16 protein-coding genes and 1 pseudogene are annotated in these 17,098 nt (G+C 33.8%); 15 read left to right on the top strand and 2 right to left on the bottom strand.

The features are described from left to right. The 4 genes from ACYQY7_RS11830 to ACYQY7_RS11815 all read left to right on the top strand — a co-directional run. A partial coding sequence (locus ACYQY7_RS11830; RefSeq protein ID WP_461202287.1) for an alginate lyase family protein occupies window positions 1-1,606 on the top strand: 1,606 nt, incomplete at its 5' end. Between the two features lie 21 nt (window positions 1,607-1,627). After that, window positions 1,628-2,728, top strand: coding sequence for a glycosyltransferase family 4 protein (locus tag ACYQY7_RS11825; RefSeq protein ID WP_461202286.1), 1,101 nt, complete (start codon window positions 1,628-1,630; stop codon window positions 2,726-2,728). Window position 2,729: 1 nt separating this feature from the next. Further along, on the top strand, window positions 2,730-4,016 hold the full coding sequence (locus tag ACYQY7_RS11820; protein WP_461202284.1) for a flippase: 1,287 nt from the start codon (window positions 2,730-2,732) through the stop codon (window positions 4,014-4,016). A 212-nt stretch (window positions 4,017-4,228) separates the two neighbouring features. Further along, a protein-coding gene (locus ACYQY7_RS11815) for an IS3 family transposase (protein ID WP_461202289.1) occupies window positions 4,229-5,736 on the top strand; the annotation gives its coding sequence in 2 pieces (ribosomal slippage) (window positions 4,229-4,649 and window positions 4,649-5,736; 1,509 coding nt in all). An 86-nt stretch (window positions 5,737-5,822) separates the two neighbouring features. Here the strand turns inward: ACYQY7_RS11815 and ACYQY7_RS11810 are convergent. Together ACYQY7_RS11810 and ACYQY7_RS11805 are read right to left on the bottom strand one after the other, a co-directional pair. Beyond that, complete coding sequence (locus ACYQY7_RS11810) at window positions 5,823-6,341, bottom strand: IS630 family transposase (RefSeq protein WP_461202282.1); 519 nt, start codon at window positions 6,339-6,341, stop codon at window positions 5,823-5,825. 11 nt (window positions 6,342-6,352) lie between these two features. Beyond that, entirely contained in the window at window positions 6,353-6,883 is a 531-nt protein-coding gene (locus tag ACYQY7_RS11805; protein WP_461202280.1) for a helix-turn-helix domain-containing protein, read from the bottom strand. A gap of 899 nt (window positions 6,884-7,782) precedes the next feature. Here ACYQY7_RS11805 and ACYQY7_RS11800 point away from each other — a divergent pair. From ACYQY7_RS11800 to ACYQY7_RS11750, 11 genes and pseudogenes are all read left to right on the top strand, one after another. After that, entirely contained in the window at window positions 7,783-9,003 is a 1,221-nt protein-coding gene (locus ACYQY7_RS11800; protein ID WP_461202278.1) for an O-antigen ligase family protein, read from the top strand. A 28-nt stretch (window positions 9,004-9,031) separates the two neighbouring features. Then, window positions 9,032-10,129, top strand: coding sequence for a glycosyltransferase (locus ACYQY7_RS11795; RefSeq protein WP_461202276.1), 1,098 nt, complete (start codon window positions 9,032-9,034; stop codon window positions 10,127-10,129). Next, the gene (locus ACYQY7_RS11790; RefSeq protein ID WP_461202274.1) at window positions 10,107-11,366 is read left to right on the top strand and encodes a glycosyltransferase; all 1,260 of its coding nucleotides are present in this window, start codon (window positions 10,107-10,109) and stop codon (window positions 11,364-11,366) included. The genes ACYQY7_RS11795 and ACYQY7_RS11790 overlap by 23 nt, the downstream gene beginning before the upstream one ends. A gap of 7 nt (window positions 11,367-11,373) precedes the next feature. Continuing rightward, window positions 11,374-12,531, top strand: a complete 1,158-nt coding sequence (gene cps2T, locus ACYQY7_RS11785) for a beta 1-4 rhamnosyltransferase Cps2T (protein ID WP_461202272.1) — start codon at window positions 11,374-11,376, stop codon at window positions 12,529-12,531. 17 nt (window positions 12,532-12,548) lie between these two features. Continuing rightward, window positions 12,549-13,436, top strand: coding sequence for a glucose-1-phosphate thymidylyltransferase RfbA (gene rfbA, locus ACYQY7_RS11780; protein WP_461202270.1), 888 nt, complete (start codon window positions 12,549-12,551; stop codon window positions 13,434-13,436). Between the two features lie 18 nt (window positions 13,437-13,454). Further along, a complete protein-coding gene (rfbC, locus tag ACYQY7_RS11775; protein WP_461202268.1) occupies window positions 13,455-14,012 on the top strand; it encodes a dTDP-4-dehydrorhamnose 3,5-epimerase in 558 nt (185 codons plus the stop codon). 2 nt (window positions 14,013-14,014) lie between these two features. Then, entirely contained in the window at window positions 14,015-15,028 is a 1,014-nt protein-coding gene (gene rfbB / locus ACYQY7_RS11770; protein ID WP_461202266.1) for a dTDP-glucose 4,6-dehydratase, read from the top strand. Then, on the top strand, window positions 15,025-15,864 hold the full coding sequence (gene rfbD, locus ACYQY7_RS11765; RefSeq protein WP_461202264.1) for a dTDP-4-dehydrorhamnose reductase: 840 nt from the start codon (window positions 15,025-15,027) through the stop codon (window positions 15,862-15,864). The genes rfbB and rfbD overlap by 4 nt, the downstream gene beginning before the upstream one ends. 98 nt (window positions 15,865-15,962) lie before the next feature. Beyond that, complete coding sequence (locus ACYQY7_RS11760) at window positions 15,963-16,415, top strand: hypothetical protein (protein WP_461202262.1); 453 nt, start codon at window positions 15,963-15,965, stop codon at window positions 16,413-16,415. Window positions 16,416-16,491: 76 nt separating this feature from the next. Continuing rightward, a pseudogene (locus ACYQY7_RS11755) lies at window positions 16,492-16,716 on the top strand (DegT/DnrJ/EryC1/StrS family aminotransferase); the annotation flags it as partial. Between the two features lie 64 nt (window positions 16,717-16,780). Further along, window positions 16,781-16,933 carry a hypothetical protein gene (locus ACYQY7_RS11750; protein ID WP_461202260.1) on the top strand — a complete coding sequence of 51 codons (153 nt, stop codon included), beginning with the start codon at window positions 16,781-16,783 and terminating at the stop codon, window positions 16,931-16,933. Window positions 16,934-17,098: the final 165 nt, after the last annotated feature.

Here is a 17,098-nt window from a genome sequence, read left to right as displayed (position 1 = left end):
TTATACCAAATCAGGAACCTGTCTTTTTTTCTCCCACAAACATTTTACTCATACAGATGTTAAAGTTCCTTGGGAATTATCTCGTTTTCAACATCTGTTTACGTTAGGTAAGGCTTATTGGTTAACTAACGATGAAAAATATGCCATAGAGTTTAAAGAAGAAATAGAAGATTGGATAGAAAAAAATCCGATTGAGATGTCAGTCAATTGGACTTGTACAATGGATGTTGCAATAAGGGCTGTCAATTGGATTGCAGCTTATTTCTTTTTTAAAGATGCTCAATCCATAGATAAGAGCTTTTGGATTAAATTCCATAAGTCTCTATATCTACACGGTCGATTTATTATTAAAAACTTAGAAAATAAAGGACCACATACCGGAAATCATTACTTATCTAATATTGTCGGACTAGTTTGGCTTGGTCTTTATTTTGGTTCATTTATTGTAAATGATCGAAATAAGAGCAACAATCCTAAAAAGTGGCTTGACTATGGACTTAGTGAATTAGAAAAAGAAATGTTTGTTCAAAATAATCCAGATGGTACAAATTACGAAGCCTCTACTTCTTATCATCGATTGGTAACAGAATTATTTTTAAAGACTACGGTGCTATGTAATAAGAACAATATATATTTCACTAAGGATTACATGGCTAGGTTGGAAAAAATGTGTGAATTTATTATGAATATCACGAAGCCAAATGGATTAGCTCCAATCATTGGTGACGCTGATGATGGTAGGTTATTAATTTTATCTAATTATAGCACATGGATAAGAAACGATTTCCGCCATTTACTAGGTATAGCAGGAGAGCTATTTGATCGAGATGACTTCCGGTATTATGGAAAAGACTATATTGAGGATACGCTATGGATTTACAAAAACTATAAAGACAATGTAGAAAAGTCTGAACCATTAACATCCATTGCTTATAAAGACGGAGGATATTATATTTTAAGAAATGATCAGGTTTATTGTTGTATTAGATGTGGAGAACTTTCATTCAGAGGGGATGGAGTCCATAGTCATAATGATCAGTTAAGTTTTGAACTCAACGTAGACGGGGAGGATTTCATTATTGATCCTGGCTCGTATGTCTATACTGCTGACTACAAAATGAGAAACCTTTTTCGTAGTACAGAAATGCACAGTACGGTGCAAGTAGAGAAATTTGAACAAAATGATTTTGAAGAATATAACTTGTTTTATATGAAGGAGCAAACATATGCTAAAAACCACGGATTTAACATGAACTTTTTTGAGGGGACGCATATAGGATTTAAAGAAAAGTGCAATATTATTCATAAACGAACTGTATTATTAGAGGAAAATAGTGTTTTAATAAAAGATCAGTTAATTGGGGATACAAATAAAAATGCTCAACTCACGTTAATCTTATCTCCAGATGTAGAGGTCAAACTAAGTGAAAATAAAGTTGTACTTGAAAAAGGAAGTATATGTATTGAATTTGATTATATGCGAGATCTCAAAATAGATAATTGTTGGGTTTCAAATTCATATGGTTATAAGCAATCGAGCAAAAAGATAACCATACCTTTTAGCAAGGAACTTTTAATTAAAATAACTATTGGAAATAAAAGATAAAATGAATTGGATGGAGAGTTTATGATAAAAAAAATAGCTTTATTTGGAACTTATCCTCCTCCCTACGGTGGCCGATCAATTCATATAAAAAGATTGGCAAAGAATTTAGTAGACCAAAATGTTGAAGTTCATATATATTCCAATACAGGAGTTTTAAATAAGAAAAGAAAAGGGCTTAAATTATGCAAAACAAAAAGCATATTATTTTATATTTTAAAAGAAAAATATGATATTTTACATTTTCACGATAGAAATTTTAAGTTAATTGCTATACTTGTCTTTCTATCAAAAATCCTTAAATATAAAACGATTTTAACTTATCATAGCTTTAGAGACGATCCACAGTCTTATAATCTTATAGAAAAGTTACTTTTTAAATACTGTATTAAACGAATTGACCAATTTATATGTGTTGGCTCGAATGAAAAAGAAAAATTAAGTCAATTTGTTTCTGATTTAAAAATTAAATTCATCCATAGCTATATGCATCCTTTTGAAGACGAAGGGGATTATAATTTAATACCAGATAATGTAAAAAAGTTTGTTCAAAATAGCAACTTTTTAATTACTGCCAATGGAAATATAAAGTTTTTTAATAATGAGGATATGTATGGTTTTGATTTATTAATAGAACTGCTAAATTACTTAGTTAATCATAAAGGTTATAATGTACAATTGTTACTAGCAGTCCTTGGGGTAAATGAACAGACTAAGGATGAAAAAGAATATTACAACCTCCTTCAGAAAAAAATTCAACAGTATAAACTCAATAAATATATTTGTATTTATGAAGTAAAAGATACAGAGTTATTTCCAATATTAAAAAGATCAAAATTATTTATAAGACCAACAAATACAGATAGTTATGGAATTTCGATAGCTGAGGCAATCTATGCGGGTATTCCAGCTATAGCAAGTAATGTATGTGAAAGACCCGAAGGGACAGTATTATTTGAATCGAGAAATATAGATGATTTATGTAGTAAAACGCTGAATATAATAGATAATTATGAATATTCCAAGCGAAAGATTAATAACTTTAAATCTGAAGAGTATTTTAATTCCATTTTTTCTCTGTATAAACGAATATATGATGATATTAAAGATATGAGAGAGGATTAGAGTGGTACATATAAAAGAACGTCTTTTATCACTTTTAGGAATTGCTCGGGGAATAGGATTTTTTCATCTTTTATCTGCAAATCTATTAATCCAAATAGCTGGTTTTGGAGGACAGATATTTTTAACAAGGATATTAAGTGTTGAGGATATTGGAGTAATAAAAATTTTACAATCTTATTTGAATATATTTCTAATAATTGCATCGTTAGGGATAAATACATCTATTTTGAAGTTATGTTCAGAGGGTATTGAAGATAAAGAGAAAGTAAACATTTTTAATATCGGATTTATTTTGACGATATTCAGCTCTTTTAGTTTAATCATACTAATTTTAGCTATTGAGCATTTTTCATTATTAAATATTGATAGTACTATTAATAAGCTCTTGAAAATATATATCTTCTTAGTTCCAATATTAACTCTAATAAATTTAATTATTGTTTATTTACAGGCACAGCAAAAAATAAAACAAATGTCTTATATCCAAAGCTTATCAAAGATTATTATAATTATATTTAGTACATTATGTGCATATTTATCAGGATTACATGGTTATATATGGTCTTTAGTTATTTTAAACTTTATTTCATTGTTAATGACCGTTCCTTTTATTAAAAAGGAATTAGTATCAATTTTTTCTATTAAAATCTCGAAAGGAATTGTAAAGAGGATCTTTAATATTGCGTTTTTTGCATTTGGTGCTAACTTATTAGGTGTCTTATTATCAAACACAAATATAATTATGGCAAATCACCTAATAAATGACACTGAAGAAATTGGATATTATGGTATAGCACAATTAATTGTTACAACAATGATGTTGATACCATCTACTCTAGGGCAAATTATGGTACCAAAAATCTCAAAGGTCTCTAATAATATAAGGAACGTTCAAGATATTCTTAGGATTTATCAAGTGCGTAATACATTTCTCGCGGTTTCGGTAGCAGTATTAGCAGCAATATCTGCTCCATTCATTCTTCCTTTTGTTTTTGGTATTAGTTATCAGAATTCAGTCACTTATTTTGAAATACTATTAATAGGGTTTGTATGTTGGAGTCTATATTCTCCCAAGGGAATGACACTAATGAGCATTGGGAGATCAGACGTGAATTTTTATGTTAGTTTAATTTCTCTTATGTTTAACATTATTTTGAATTATATACTAATAAATAATTATGGTATGTATGGTGCAGCTATTGCAAATTCTTTTACTTATTTTGTGACAATTTTTATAAATGCTTATTTCTTTAATAAAATTTTTAAAGCAAAAGGGAAGGTTTTGTAAGTGTGGATGTTTATATACTTTATAAAATTCCAATAAAGCTATACCTTAAAGGATTCAGAAGACTTGCTAATCTTAATAACCCTCTCTGTTAGGATAGATGTCGTACGATACTTTAGTGTATAGTTAAGTAACTAACACGGAGGTTGATCGATATGACAAGGAAACATGGAGTACGATATACGAAAGAACAAAAAGAGGCCGTGGTCAAGCGCATGATGCCACCAAATAATGAATCTGTATCACAAATTGCAGAAGAAATGGGCATCTCAGATGCGTCATTGTACAAGTGGCGTAAAGAAGCCCGTGAGGCTGGTGGGATAGCACCTGGCAATGGACGCACAAGCGACAAATGGAGTAGTGAAGACAAGTTTTTAGTTGTGATGGAGACATTTTCAATGAACGAATTGGAACTGGCCGAGTATTGTCGTAAAAAAGGGCTCTATCGAGAACAAATTGATGCATGGAAACGTGTTTGCCTCCAGGCAAACGGTCAGGCGTTTGATCAAGCTAAACAGATAAATGGAGCATTGAAGGAAGAACAAAAGCGTGCCAAGCAATTAGAAAAGGAACTCCAAAAGAAGGAAAAGGCACTGGCTGAAGCTGCGGCATTATTACTTTTGCGAAAAAAGGCCCAAGCGATTTGGGGGGAGCCCGAGGAAGAATGATCAGCCCGTCAGATCGCGCATTAGCAGTTGAACTCATCCAGGAAGCCAATCGAAATGGTGCGCGATTGGAGAAGGCTTGTGAGGAGCTTCATATCAGTGTTCGTACGTATCAACGCTGGGTGGAAGATGGAGATGTAAAAGTTGATCAGCGTCCACTAGCGAAAAGACCCGTCCCTAAAAATAAGTTATCGGAGGAAGAAAAAACGGAAATATTAAGGGTTGTTAAACAGGAAGAATACGTTGATTTACCGCCGACACAAATAGTTCCAAAACTCGCAGACAACGGAACTTATATTGCATCTGAATCTACATTTTATCGAGTATTACGTGAGGAAAAAATGCAACATCATCGTGGACGTAGCCAAAAACCAGAGAAAAGAATTCCAGAAAGTCACTTAGCGACATCGCCAAATAAAGTGTGGACATGGGATATTACATGGCTACCTGGACCTGTGAAGGGATTATATTATCGACTCTACTTAATTATTGATCTATTTAGTAGAAAAGCAGTTGGCTGGGAAGTTTGGGAAACAGAAGAGGCTAAACACGCTGAAACGCTTGTGAAGAAAGCAGTTATCAATGAAAAAATTAAAGGTGCACCACTTGTATTGCATTCAGATAATGGTAGCCCGATGAAAGCTGAGACTTTTCTAAGTTTACTAGAGAAGTTGGGCATCCAAAGCTCTTTTTCAAGACCACGTGTAAGTAATGATAATCCATATTCAGAAGCGATGTTTCGAACACTCAAATATCGACCGGATTACCCACACAAAGGCTTTGCGTCACTTGTAGAGGCAAGGGAATGGGCACAGCAATTTATTTATTGGTATAACGAAATTCACCTGCATAGTGGCTTGAAATTTGTGACACCATCACAGTGTCATGCAGGAGAACACATAGCTATATTGGAAAAGCGACAAGAAGTATACGAAACTGCAAAGGCTAAACACCCAGAACGTTGGGCAAGGAGTACAAGGAACTGGAAACCAATTAAAAAGGTGGCACTCAATCCAATGCGAGATGAAGGAAAAAATAAGGAATCAAGGAAATCGTGATCTTCTTTATTACCCTGTTGATTTTAGTTGAAAGAATGCTTTTCCTTTCGACTATATACATCCAATTTAAAATTTTAACCTCTGGTTCACGCAGCACACCCGATGCGGCGTAACACCTCATCTGGGTGCTGTAAGACGTATTGTTCAAAACGAGTAATCGACTGGGCAATATCGTTTTGATCTTTATGCAAGACATTGGCGATGACGTCATCTTTCAGCCACTTCCATAACCGCTCAATTGGGTTTAACTGTGGGGAATACGGTGGCAAAAAGATAAAGTGAAAGGCGGTGCCCTCATCACTATCAAGGAAAGCTTGCACCATGTTGGCATGATGAATACGCGCATTGTCCAATACAAGCACGATAAATCGATCCGCATATTTCTCGTTCAACAGGCGCAAAAAGTCGAGGAACGTTTCGGCATTGGCGGATGAGGCGCGATGAAACACGACATCGCCTTGTTGAACGTCGACGGCGCCAAAAATGGAAACATGGGCGTGGTGACCGTAGCTTGGCACCTGCTTTTGATTCCCTACTTCTGCCCATGTCGTACGAAGCGCTTGATAGGCACGAACATGTGTTTCATCGACATAAAGCAGAACCATTTCCTCCGTGATTAGTTTTTTTTTATAAACTCGAGTTCCTTTTCAAAGGCCGCTTGAAGCACTGGATCGCCTTTGACGAGCTTATACGTCGGGCGTGTCCATGACAAGCGAAGACGATGCAATAACTTACGAATGCCTTCGCGTGACATCGAAACGTCATAGGTTTGTTGAATGTAAGATTGCAACAGGCGTGTGTTCCATGACGAAGCAATGCCCCAGCCGACCTCCACAGGGGTGGTGGTTAACACAAGTTGTCTGATTTCTTGTTGTTGTTCTTCTGTAAGAAACGGCATACGACCGGGTGGCAAGCGGCGATCGAGTAAACGATCGAGACCCCCTTCGTTAAAGCGTGAGACGTAGAGAGCAACCGATTGACGGCATAGGTTGACCATTTTCGCGACATCTTTTCCGAGATACCCTTCCATGACGAGGCGAACGGCGGTAACCCGAGCACGAAGAGAAGCATCTTTGATTTTCCGTTCTTGTTTCCGAAGGGTTCGAGGCGTCCAGCCGTGATCATTCGTAATTTTAAGACGTTTCATGTCATTTCCGCTCCTTTTATACATGAGTATGTAGGAGCAGTATAGCCATGGAAAAGGGTGTTCATACAGAAGTCATTACTTTAAAGTGCATGTATATAAAATCAACAGGCCAGCAAGCGAAGCGCGGTAGCTTGATTGAACTTGAGATTTGAGGAATCTTTTAAAATACTAAAGTAGTTAATGCGACAACTATGTTGACAAACACCGATAACAAAGTTTTATATACTTCATAACTCTTATTTTCCATACTTTCAGCCAATATAGTCGAGAATACAAAGTTTAGTTATGGGAGAATTGGTGTTGTTTTGCATAAAGAATGTAAATAAGTAAAAACTGCACTATTAGCCAGACTGTACTATCGTGGGGACAACTGGGTACGGTGGACTTCTTGAGCGAGCTGTGATGGATTACATGCGATTTTATAATGAACGAAGGGTTCATTCGAGTATTCTTGATCTTTCATCACATAAGTTTTATGAGAGAGTACAAACAGAATCTTTAAAAATGAAAGAGATTCGTGTATAAGGCAAGAGGATTTACTTTATCTTGTCTAAGAAAAAAGAGAAATTTTAAGAATAACCTAAAATAAGAGAGATTGTATCAAAATTAGGAGGTCAATCCATGCCCATTGGTTTATGGATGTTCTACCCAATTGTTTGATTAATCTAAGGAGTAGTATTAACCCGGTTGGCTAGCGGTTAAGCATGCCAGAAAATTAAGCTTGATTACTTTCTTTGATTTGGTAGTAATAAGTGTAATTATGATAGTAACTATTAGAAGCTTTAACAAAAATATTATTTAAAGATTTAATGTAAAATATATATATTTTTTAGAAATTAAGAGTACCGTAATTTTTAAAAGAAATAATCGAATTCACTTTAATGTAAGGTTGGGTATTTATGTATCAGCATGTGAATAGTTATAAATTTAATCTAGTGTTGAATCCAAATACATTTTTTTTAAAATTTTTGTACTTTTTTACTTTCGGAGTAATTTTAGTAGATAACATTGGCATTAAATATGATCTTTATATTTATGCATCTACATTTTTTAGTCTTTTTTATATTTTTGTCTTCTCTATAAAGAATGTAAAGAAAAGTCACTTAATAAATAAAAAAAATAAGCTGTTTATTATTACAATTCTAACATATTCACTTATTTCTTTTGTAGAAGGATTAATAATTAATATCGAAAAATTCCCTTTTGCTTTGCTGAATATAATACCATATATTACTTTTATTGTATTAATTATTGAACTAGACAATAAGAATTACTCAAGAGAAATTTTTTACTTTACTAGCAAAATATTTGTCATTGTTTCTATATTGGCTTTAATTATGTATTCTTTAGGTTATAGTAAAATAGAGTTTACTTTACATTCATTATTTACTTTTATTCCCACACAGGAGTTTATCAATCAATTTAATGAAGGTAGATTAACATGGTTTATGAGTCATAAATCTAGGTATGCTACTTTCTGTATGATAGGAATAGTATTTATATTATTAAATGATCGTTATAATACAGTAAAAAAGGTTATCTATACCCTCCTTTTAATATTAAATATATATTTTTCAAATTCTATGACTGTCTTATTTGCATCCGTTATTACAATAGTATTTTTGATGGAATTTAGAAAAATAAAAAAGTATATAAAAGCAATAATATATTTAATGATTATAGGAATTTCCTGTCTTACTATAATAAATTTTGTAGAATTGGTTTTTACAAATAGAAATATCTTTACTTTAGGGGCAAGGTTGTATATTTGGGAAGCAGCAATTAACTTTATTTACAATCATCCATTTGGAGTGATTCAAATTACAGAAGAAAATTATTTATATACAGATTTTTATGGGAATTGGCCTTTTACTAATGCTCATAATCAATTTTTAAATGAATTTATGAAATTTGGATGGATTGGTGGAATTTTTTATTTAATATTTTTTATAATGTTTATAGGTAAAATCTGGATAAATAACAAAAAAACTATTGGTTTTTTAATTGGGTTATCTATTATTTGTCTCATGGATTCTGTTGCAAGCTATGAAATGTTGTATATATTTTTATATTCCGGTGCTATTTTAATTACTTTAAAAAAAATTCAAGAAAAGGTTTGATAATATGGATATATTAATGTGTGAATACATGGATACGGATACAGTATTTCAGGTTGGAAGTCATTATTATGCAAAACACTTTTATTATGATGGTTATTCAATAAATTGGGTTAACAACCCGCATTCATATCTTTATAGTCGTAAGCATTCAAGAGTGTTAAATGATAGATTTAAAGTATATTATCCTAAGGTTTTTTTACCATTTTGTAAATTACCTATATTAAATACAAAGTTTTGGGCAAAAAATTATACAAGGTATCTGACCAAAGCTATTTCAGATCAAATAAATATAAAAGATACAGATATTCTATGGATGACGAACGTAAAAATGTTTGAATTAAGTAATCAAGTTAATTATAAATTAATGATCCACCGAATGGCAGATGATTTTTCTGGTTTTACAGGCGCCTATAAAAACATGATATATTTACAAAATGAAGTTATAAAAAAGTCGGATCTAGTGGTTGTTAGCGCAAAAAATTTACTAGATAAGGCCTATAAATATAATAAAAATGTATTTTATTTACCAAATGGTGTAGACTTAGATCGGTTTAATAAGAATAATTTTACAGAACCATCAGAATATAAAAATATTAATATGCCAAAAGTTGTTTATGTTGGTGCTATGGAAGACTGGTTTGATTATAAATTAATTTTAGACGCTGCAGATAAATTAGTTGATGTCGCTTTTATAATGATTGGAAATATTAATGTAAAGGCAAAAAAATTATTTTCTAATTATAGAAATATTTTTTTGCTTGGGAAAAAACCACACGAAGAGATTCCAAATTATCTTAACTATGCAAATGTAGGCATTATGCCATTTATAGATAACCGATTAACAAATAGTATCCATCCCTTAAAACTTTATGAATATTTTGCTGCAGGGTTGCCTGTTATTGCAAGAGATTTAAATGAAGTAAGAGAGATGAAGTCTCCTGCGATATTATATAAAAATACTGAAGAATTTATTTTTCTTATAAGAGAGATTTTAAACCAGAGAACTGATCCAGAGTATTATAAAGAATACGCATCAAAAAATACGTGGGAAAATAGATATAAACAACTTAAAGAGTATATATCAATAACGCAAGGTGATAAACTTGAAAATTTTATTAATAAATAAGTTTTTTTATATTAAAGGCGGAAGTGAAACATATTTTTTTGGTTTAAAAAAAATGTTAGAAGACAATGGTCATGAGGTTATAGATTTTAGCATGAAGGATGAAAAAAATTTTCAATCGGATTATGAAAAGTATTTTGTAGAGAATGTAGATTACGAAGGTAGTAACAAACTAAGAAAAATAAAAAATGCGCTTAAATTAATTAATTCTCATGAAGCGTATAAAAAGTTATGTAAGTTAATTGAAGATACCAAACCTGATATTGCACATGTTAATTTAATATATCATCAATTAACACCCTCCATCTTTCATGCTCTAAAAAAATATAATATTCCTACTGTTTTCACTTCCCATGATTACAAAGTAATTTGTCCTAATTATAAATTGCTCATTAAAGGTCAAATTTGTACCAAATGTATAGAGGGTAAATTTTATAACTGTGCAATAAATAAATGTCATAAAAACTCCGTCTTGTTCAGTACTCTGCTAACAATTGAGGCTTATTATCATAAATTGAGAAAATCTTATAATTTAGCTGATTATATTATTTGTCCTAGTAATTTTATGCTTGAACAATTAGTTAAAGGGGGATTTAAAAGAGAAAAATTAATACATTTACCAAATTTTATTACCAATGATTTTCTACAGGGGACCAAGGTTATTTCTAAACAATTAAAGAAAGATAATAATACAATGTTGTATTATGGGCGACTATCTTCAGAAAAGGGACTAGATTTATTACTAGATGTCAAGAAAAGTATAGATAAGGAGTTTACTTTAAAGATTATTGGTATAGGTCCGGATGAAGGTAGGTTGAAAGAGCGAGTCAAAAGAGAAAATATTAAAAATGTAATATTTCTGGGTTTTAAAAGAGGCGAAGAACTTGTAAATGAAATAAAGTCCAGTAAAGCAACGATAATTCCTTCAGTTTGGCATGAAGTATTTGGATTAACCATTATTGAATCTTATAGTACTGGGACTCCTGTTATTGGAAGTAATCTTGGAGGAATTCCAGAAAATATAAAGGAGAATCAAACAGGTTTTATTTTTGAATATAACAATATAGAAAGCCTTAAAAATGCTGTTAACAAAATGCTTAATATAGATGTTAAGTCTCAAGATTATTTAAATATGGTTAACAATTGCTTATCATTTAAAGAAGAATTTTCGCAGAAGAAGTATTATGAAAAACTAATTAATATATATGAGCGGTTGCTACAAAATAAAAGAGCGAGTTGATTTTGTTATGAAAAATATTTTTATTATAGGTTCAAAAGGTATCCCTGCCAAATACGGCGGTTTTGAGACGTTTGTAGAATATTTGACGAAAAGAAAGGTAAGTGAAAATATCACTTACCATGTTTCATGTTTAGGGGAGAATAACGATGAATTTTATTATAACAATGCTAGATGTTTTAATGTAAAGGTTCCTGATGTGGGAAGTGCGAAAGCAGTTTTTTATGATTTAATAAGTTTGAAGGAATGTATTCGATACATTAAAGAAAACAATCTAACTAACAGCATTGTCTACGTCTTAGCTTGTCGAATTGGTCCGTTTTTTGCTTTCTATAAGAAACAGCTAGAAAAAATGGAGGTAAAGGTGTTTGTAAATCCTGATGGCCATGAATGGAAACGAAGTAAATGGAATTATTGGATTAAACGTTATTGGAAATTTTCTGAGCGTTTAATGGTGAAACATGCAGATTTATTAGTATGCGATTCGCGTGGGATTGAGTCGTACATTCAAAATGAATATAGACAATATCGTCCTAAAACTACGTTTATTGCTTATGGAGCGGATGTGAAGGCATCTTCACTTGCAGATGATGATGCGAAGCTAGTTGATTGGTATCGTCAACATCAGGTAAAGCCGTTTGAATATTATTTAATTGTAGGACGTTTTGTTCCTGAAAATAACTATGAACTAATGATTCGAGAGTTTATAGCATCTGATACTAAAAAGGATTTAGTGATTATTTCAAATGTCGAGCAAAATATTTTTTATCAGCAATTGCTTGAAAAAACAAAATTTGATCGCGATCCTCGCATTAAGTTTGTTGGGACTGTTTATGATCAGGAACTTTTAAAGAAAATTCGTGAGCAAGCTTACGGATATTTACACGGTCATGAGGTCGGGGGAACAAATCCCTCTCTACTAGAAGCTTTAGCATCCACAAAGATTAACTTGTTACTAGATGTTGTTTTTAATAAAGAGGTAGGTGCCGACGGGGCAGTATACTTTACAAAAGAACAAGGTTCGTTAAGTCAATTGATTAATATGGCAGATCAATATGATCAAGAGCAGATAGATCTGTTCGGAAAGAAAGCAAAAAATCGTATTGTTAGTGAGTATTCATGGAAGAAAATTGTCAGTGAATATGAACGATTATTTCTAGAAAGTTAATTAAGGGGCTGTTAATAATGAAGGGGATGGTTTTAGCCGGCGGTAGCGGTACCCGTCTTTATCCTTTAACAAAAGCAGTATCTAAACAATTATTGCCTGTTTATGATAAGCCAATGATCTACTATCCGTTATCTGTTTTGATGTTGGCTGGTATTCGAGACATTTTGATTATTTCTACTCCTAGTGACACACCACGTTTTAAAGAATTACTAGGAGATGGCTCAGACTTAGGAATCTCATTATCCTATGCCGTGCAACCTTCTCCGGATGGTCTAGCACAAGCATTTATTATTGGTGAAGAGTTTATTGGTGACGATAATGTTGCGCTTATTTTAGGGGATAATCTTTTCTACGGTCATGGTTTAACTCAGTTATTGCAGAGAGCGGTTGAGCGCAAAACTGGGGCAACGATTTTCGGCTATTATGTCAAGGATCCTGAACGTTTTGGTGTTGTGGAGTTTGATGAGAATGGAAAAGTAATTTCTATTGAAGAGAAACCACAAAATCCTAAGTCGAATTATGCGGTAACAGGGTTGTATTTTTATGACAATCGTGTGGTGGAAATTGCGAAAAATATTCGTCCATCGGCACGTGGGGAACTAGAAATTACGGATGTGAATAAAAAATATTTGGAACTCGGCGAATTGCATGTTGAAATTTTAGGTCGAGGTTTCTCTTGGCTGGATTCCGGCACGCATGAATCTTTGCTTGAAGCTTCGCAATTTATCGAGACAATCGAGAAACGCCAAAGCTTAAAGGTTGCTTGCCTGGAGGAAATCGCTTATGTGAAAGGATACATTACGCGAGAACAATTGTTAAAGTTAGCGGAGCCGTTAAAAAAGAACCAGTACGGCCAATATTTAATAGATATCGCGAATCAGAAGAAGAAACCAATCTATTTATAAAATGATGGGGTGCTTGTTATGAAAGTGATCGAGACTTCACTGCCCGGTGTGTTATTGATTGAACCAAAAGTGTTCGGTGATCACCGGGGGTTTTTTATGGAAAGCTACAATAAAAAGCTTTTTGCAGAATATGGACTTGATTTTGATTTTATTCAAGATAATCATTCATTGTCGCAACAAGCTGGAACGATTCGCGGACTTCATTATCAGTTAAATCCGAAGGCGCAAACAAAATTAGTGCGCGTTACTCGAGGGGCTATCTATGATGTCGTTGTCGATATTCGTAAAGGTTCACCGACATTTGGAAAATGGCAAGGATTTATTTTAAGTGCGGATAATAAGCGGCAATTGCTTGTACCAAAAGGGTTTGCGCATGGGTTTTGTACGTTAGTGGAAAATACGGAAGTGCAATATAAAGTGGATGAATATTATTCTCCAGAACATGACCGCGGTATTCTTTGGAATGATCCGGCGTTAGGAATTGACTGGCCGACAACGAATCCAATTCTTTCTGAAAAAGATACGAAACATCCACTATTAGCAGATGCCGAAATCAACTTTGAGTGGGAGAGATAATAATGAATCTTTTAGTTACAGGCGGAGCAGGTTTCATTGGCAGCAACTTTGTCCGTTACATGCTTGAGAAATATCCAAATTATAAAGTAGTCAATTATGATTTATTAACTTATGCTGGTAATCTTGAAAACTTAAAGGATGTTGAAAATCATCCGAACTATACGTTTGTGAAAGGTGATATCAATAACCGTGAGCTAGTGGATTATCTTGTTAAAACGCACGAGATTGACTTTATTGTGAACTTTGCGGCTGAATCGCATGTAGACCGCAGTATTACAGGTCCTGATATTTTCGTAAAAACAAATGTATTAGGCACGCAAGCGTTATTAGATGTAGCGAAAGCCAACAATATTAAGAAATATGTACAGATTTCAACGGATGAAGTGTACGGCACACTTGGGGAAACCGGTTATTTCACAGAAGAAACACCATTAGCACCGAATAGCCCTTATTCGGCAAGCAAAGCTGGCGGAGATTTGCTTGTAAGAGCGTATCACGAAACGTACGGTCTCAATGTGAACATTACGAGATGTTCCAATAACTATGGGCCGTATCACTTCCCTGAAAAACTCATTCCGTTAATGATTACGAATGCGTTGGAAGGAAAAGAACTTCCAATTTACGGTGACGGTCAAAATATTCGTGATTGGTTGCATGTTAAAGACCATTGCGCGGCGATTGATTTAGTGATTCATAAAGGTAGACCTGGGGAAGTATACAATATCGGCGGACATAATGAACGGACAAATAATGAAATCGTGCATCTAATCGTTGAAAATCTCGGAGTTTCCAAAGATTTAATTAAATATGTTGCTGATCGTCCAGGGCATGACCGCCGTTATGCAATTGATCCAACGAAAATTATGACAGAGCTTGGCTGGAAGCCGCAATATACCTTTGAAAAGGGTATCGTTGAAACGATTCAATGGTATATCGACAACCAAGAATGGTGGAAAAATATTAAATCCGGTGAATATATGAACTATTATCAAAAACAGTATGGTGACAAGCTATGAAAGTGGTTGTAACAGGTGCAAAAGGTCAGCTTGGTACCGATGTAGTCCATTTACTTGCTGATAGAGGGTATGAAGTTTATGGTTATGGACGAGAAGAGTTAGATATCACAAACTTTGACCAAGTGAAACAGGTCATTACGGAAATTCGTCCTGATGTGGTCATTCATGCGGCTGCCTATACAAAAGTCGATTTAGCAGAATCAGAGCCAGATCAAGCATTTTTAATTAACGCATATGGGACGAGAAATGTTGCTGTCGTATCAGAAGCAGTGGGAGCGAAACTTGTCTATATAAGCACGGATTATGTCTTTGATGGAATGGCAACTACCCCATACAACGAATTTGCGCCGACGAATCCACTTAGTATATACGGAAAAAGCAAATTAGCCGGGGAACAGTTTGTTCGAGACTTACACTCTAAGTTTTTTATCGTGAGAACGTCTTGGGTATATGGGAAACATGGAAATAATTTTGTCAAGACGATGTTAAAGTTAGCGCAAGAACGAGACGAGTTAATGGTAGTTCATGATCAAGTTGGCTGTCCGACATATACAGTCGATTTATCAAATTGTATTTTGGAAATGATTCAAACGGAAAAGTACGGTGTTTATCATGTTTCCAATTCAGGGAATTGCTCTTGGTATGAATTTGCGAAAGCAATTTTTGAGGAAGCAGGGATAGAAGTTAAAGTCAATCCTTGCACGACAAAAGAGTTTCCGAGACCAGCGCCAAGGCCACAGTATTCAGTGTTTGAGCATTTGGCACTAAGATTAAATGGTTTCAAAGTAATGTCGAATTGGCGAGATTCTTTGAGAGTTTTCTTGGGGAAATTATAAAGAAAAGGAATAGAGAGCTACTTGTTGTTCTGGTGCAGGGGGGGGGATTCCGGTTTGATTTACGATTCTTTTGTAAAACCGAGAAAGGTGGATTTGCTATGGTAGACCAAAATATTTTAGAGAAGTGGGAGCTTGAGAAAAACATCAAATCTAAAATCATTGAAGAAGTGTATGACTATTTGAAAAAATGTAAACAGGAGCAGAAGAAAAAGCATCTTGAGGAAATAGACGTATTTAGAATTTTGTATCCTCAAGATATTTATTTAAAATTTATTGAAGATGGAGAAGAAAAGGAGTACCTTATAAATATTAGTTCTCTACCAAATTATCAATTACCCGAATACTTTTTTGATGATATATCTGTAAGATTTAACAGAATGTACAATATTCAAAGAAAAAATCCTATCAAACTTTTGGTAGTGGCCTTAAATTTGTGGGGTGTAAAAAATCTTTTTGAGACACCTCTGTTATTTGAAAATACAAAGATCGTTATATTGGATGAAAATAATATTTCGGATTTTTCGGTTATAGAGAATATTGTTGACTTCTAGTTTCACTTTAGCATGATTATCCCTCTTGGGTGTTTGAATGCAGTGTATTTCGATAAAGGAGATGCCCTCACCTATCATAATCAACGCCATAGCAGTTGAAAACATCGAAGCCCATCCGGTATGGAAGCCGCTTCATTTACAGCCTGTGTTCGACGGGGTAACGTATTACCCGCATGAAGAAGGTTGGAGCGTGTCGGATGAATTGTTTGCGAATGGTCTTTGCTTGCCATCAGGTTCAAGCATGACGATCGAGCAACAACGTGTCATTGACGTAATTATGTATGCGTTGAAACAATCATAACAAATATGCCCCCCTGTAGCTATTATGCTACAGGGGGACAGTGTATTATTGGGGGATAAGGGTGATGGAGAAAAAGCATACACTTTCAGAAACAGAGCAATTGAAACATATTTTGCTTGAAGCGTATCGACATGGGGAATTGGCGACTCACATGACCGCAAAAGATATGGTACAACAGTTAATTGAACGATTAAAACAAACACGTAAAATCTCCTAAGTGAAGGTAGGAGATTTTATTTTTGAAAAGTCCTGCGGTAATATGTCAAGGTGAAACATCATCGAAATTGGAAATTCGATTGTCCGATGACCCGAAAAAAGGCAATACTGAAGAAGCCCAGTCTTGTCTTATGTCATTAACTGGGTTTTGATACAAAATCAGTTA

The sequence above is a fragment of the Anoxybacillus sp. TBDG-1 genome (assembly GCF_054815885.1).
Note: the sequence above shows the minus strand (reverse complement) of the source record. Positions and strands in the feature narration are given on the sequence as shown.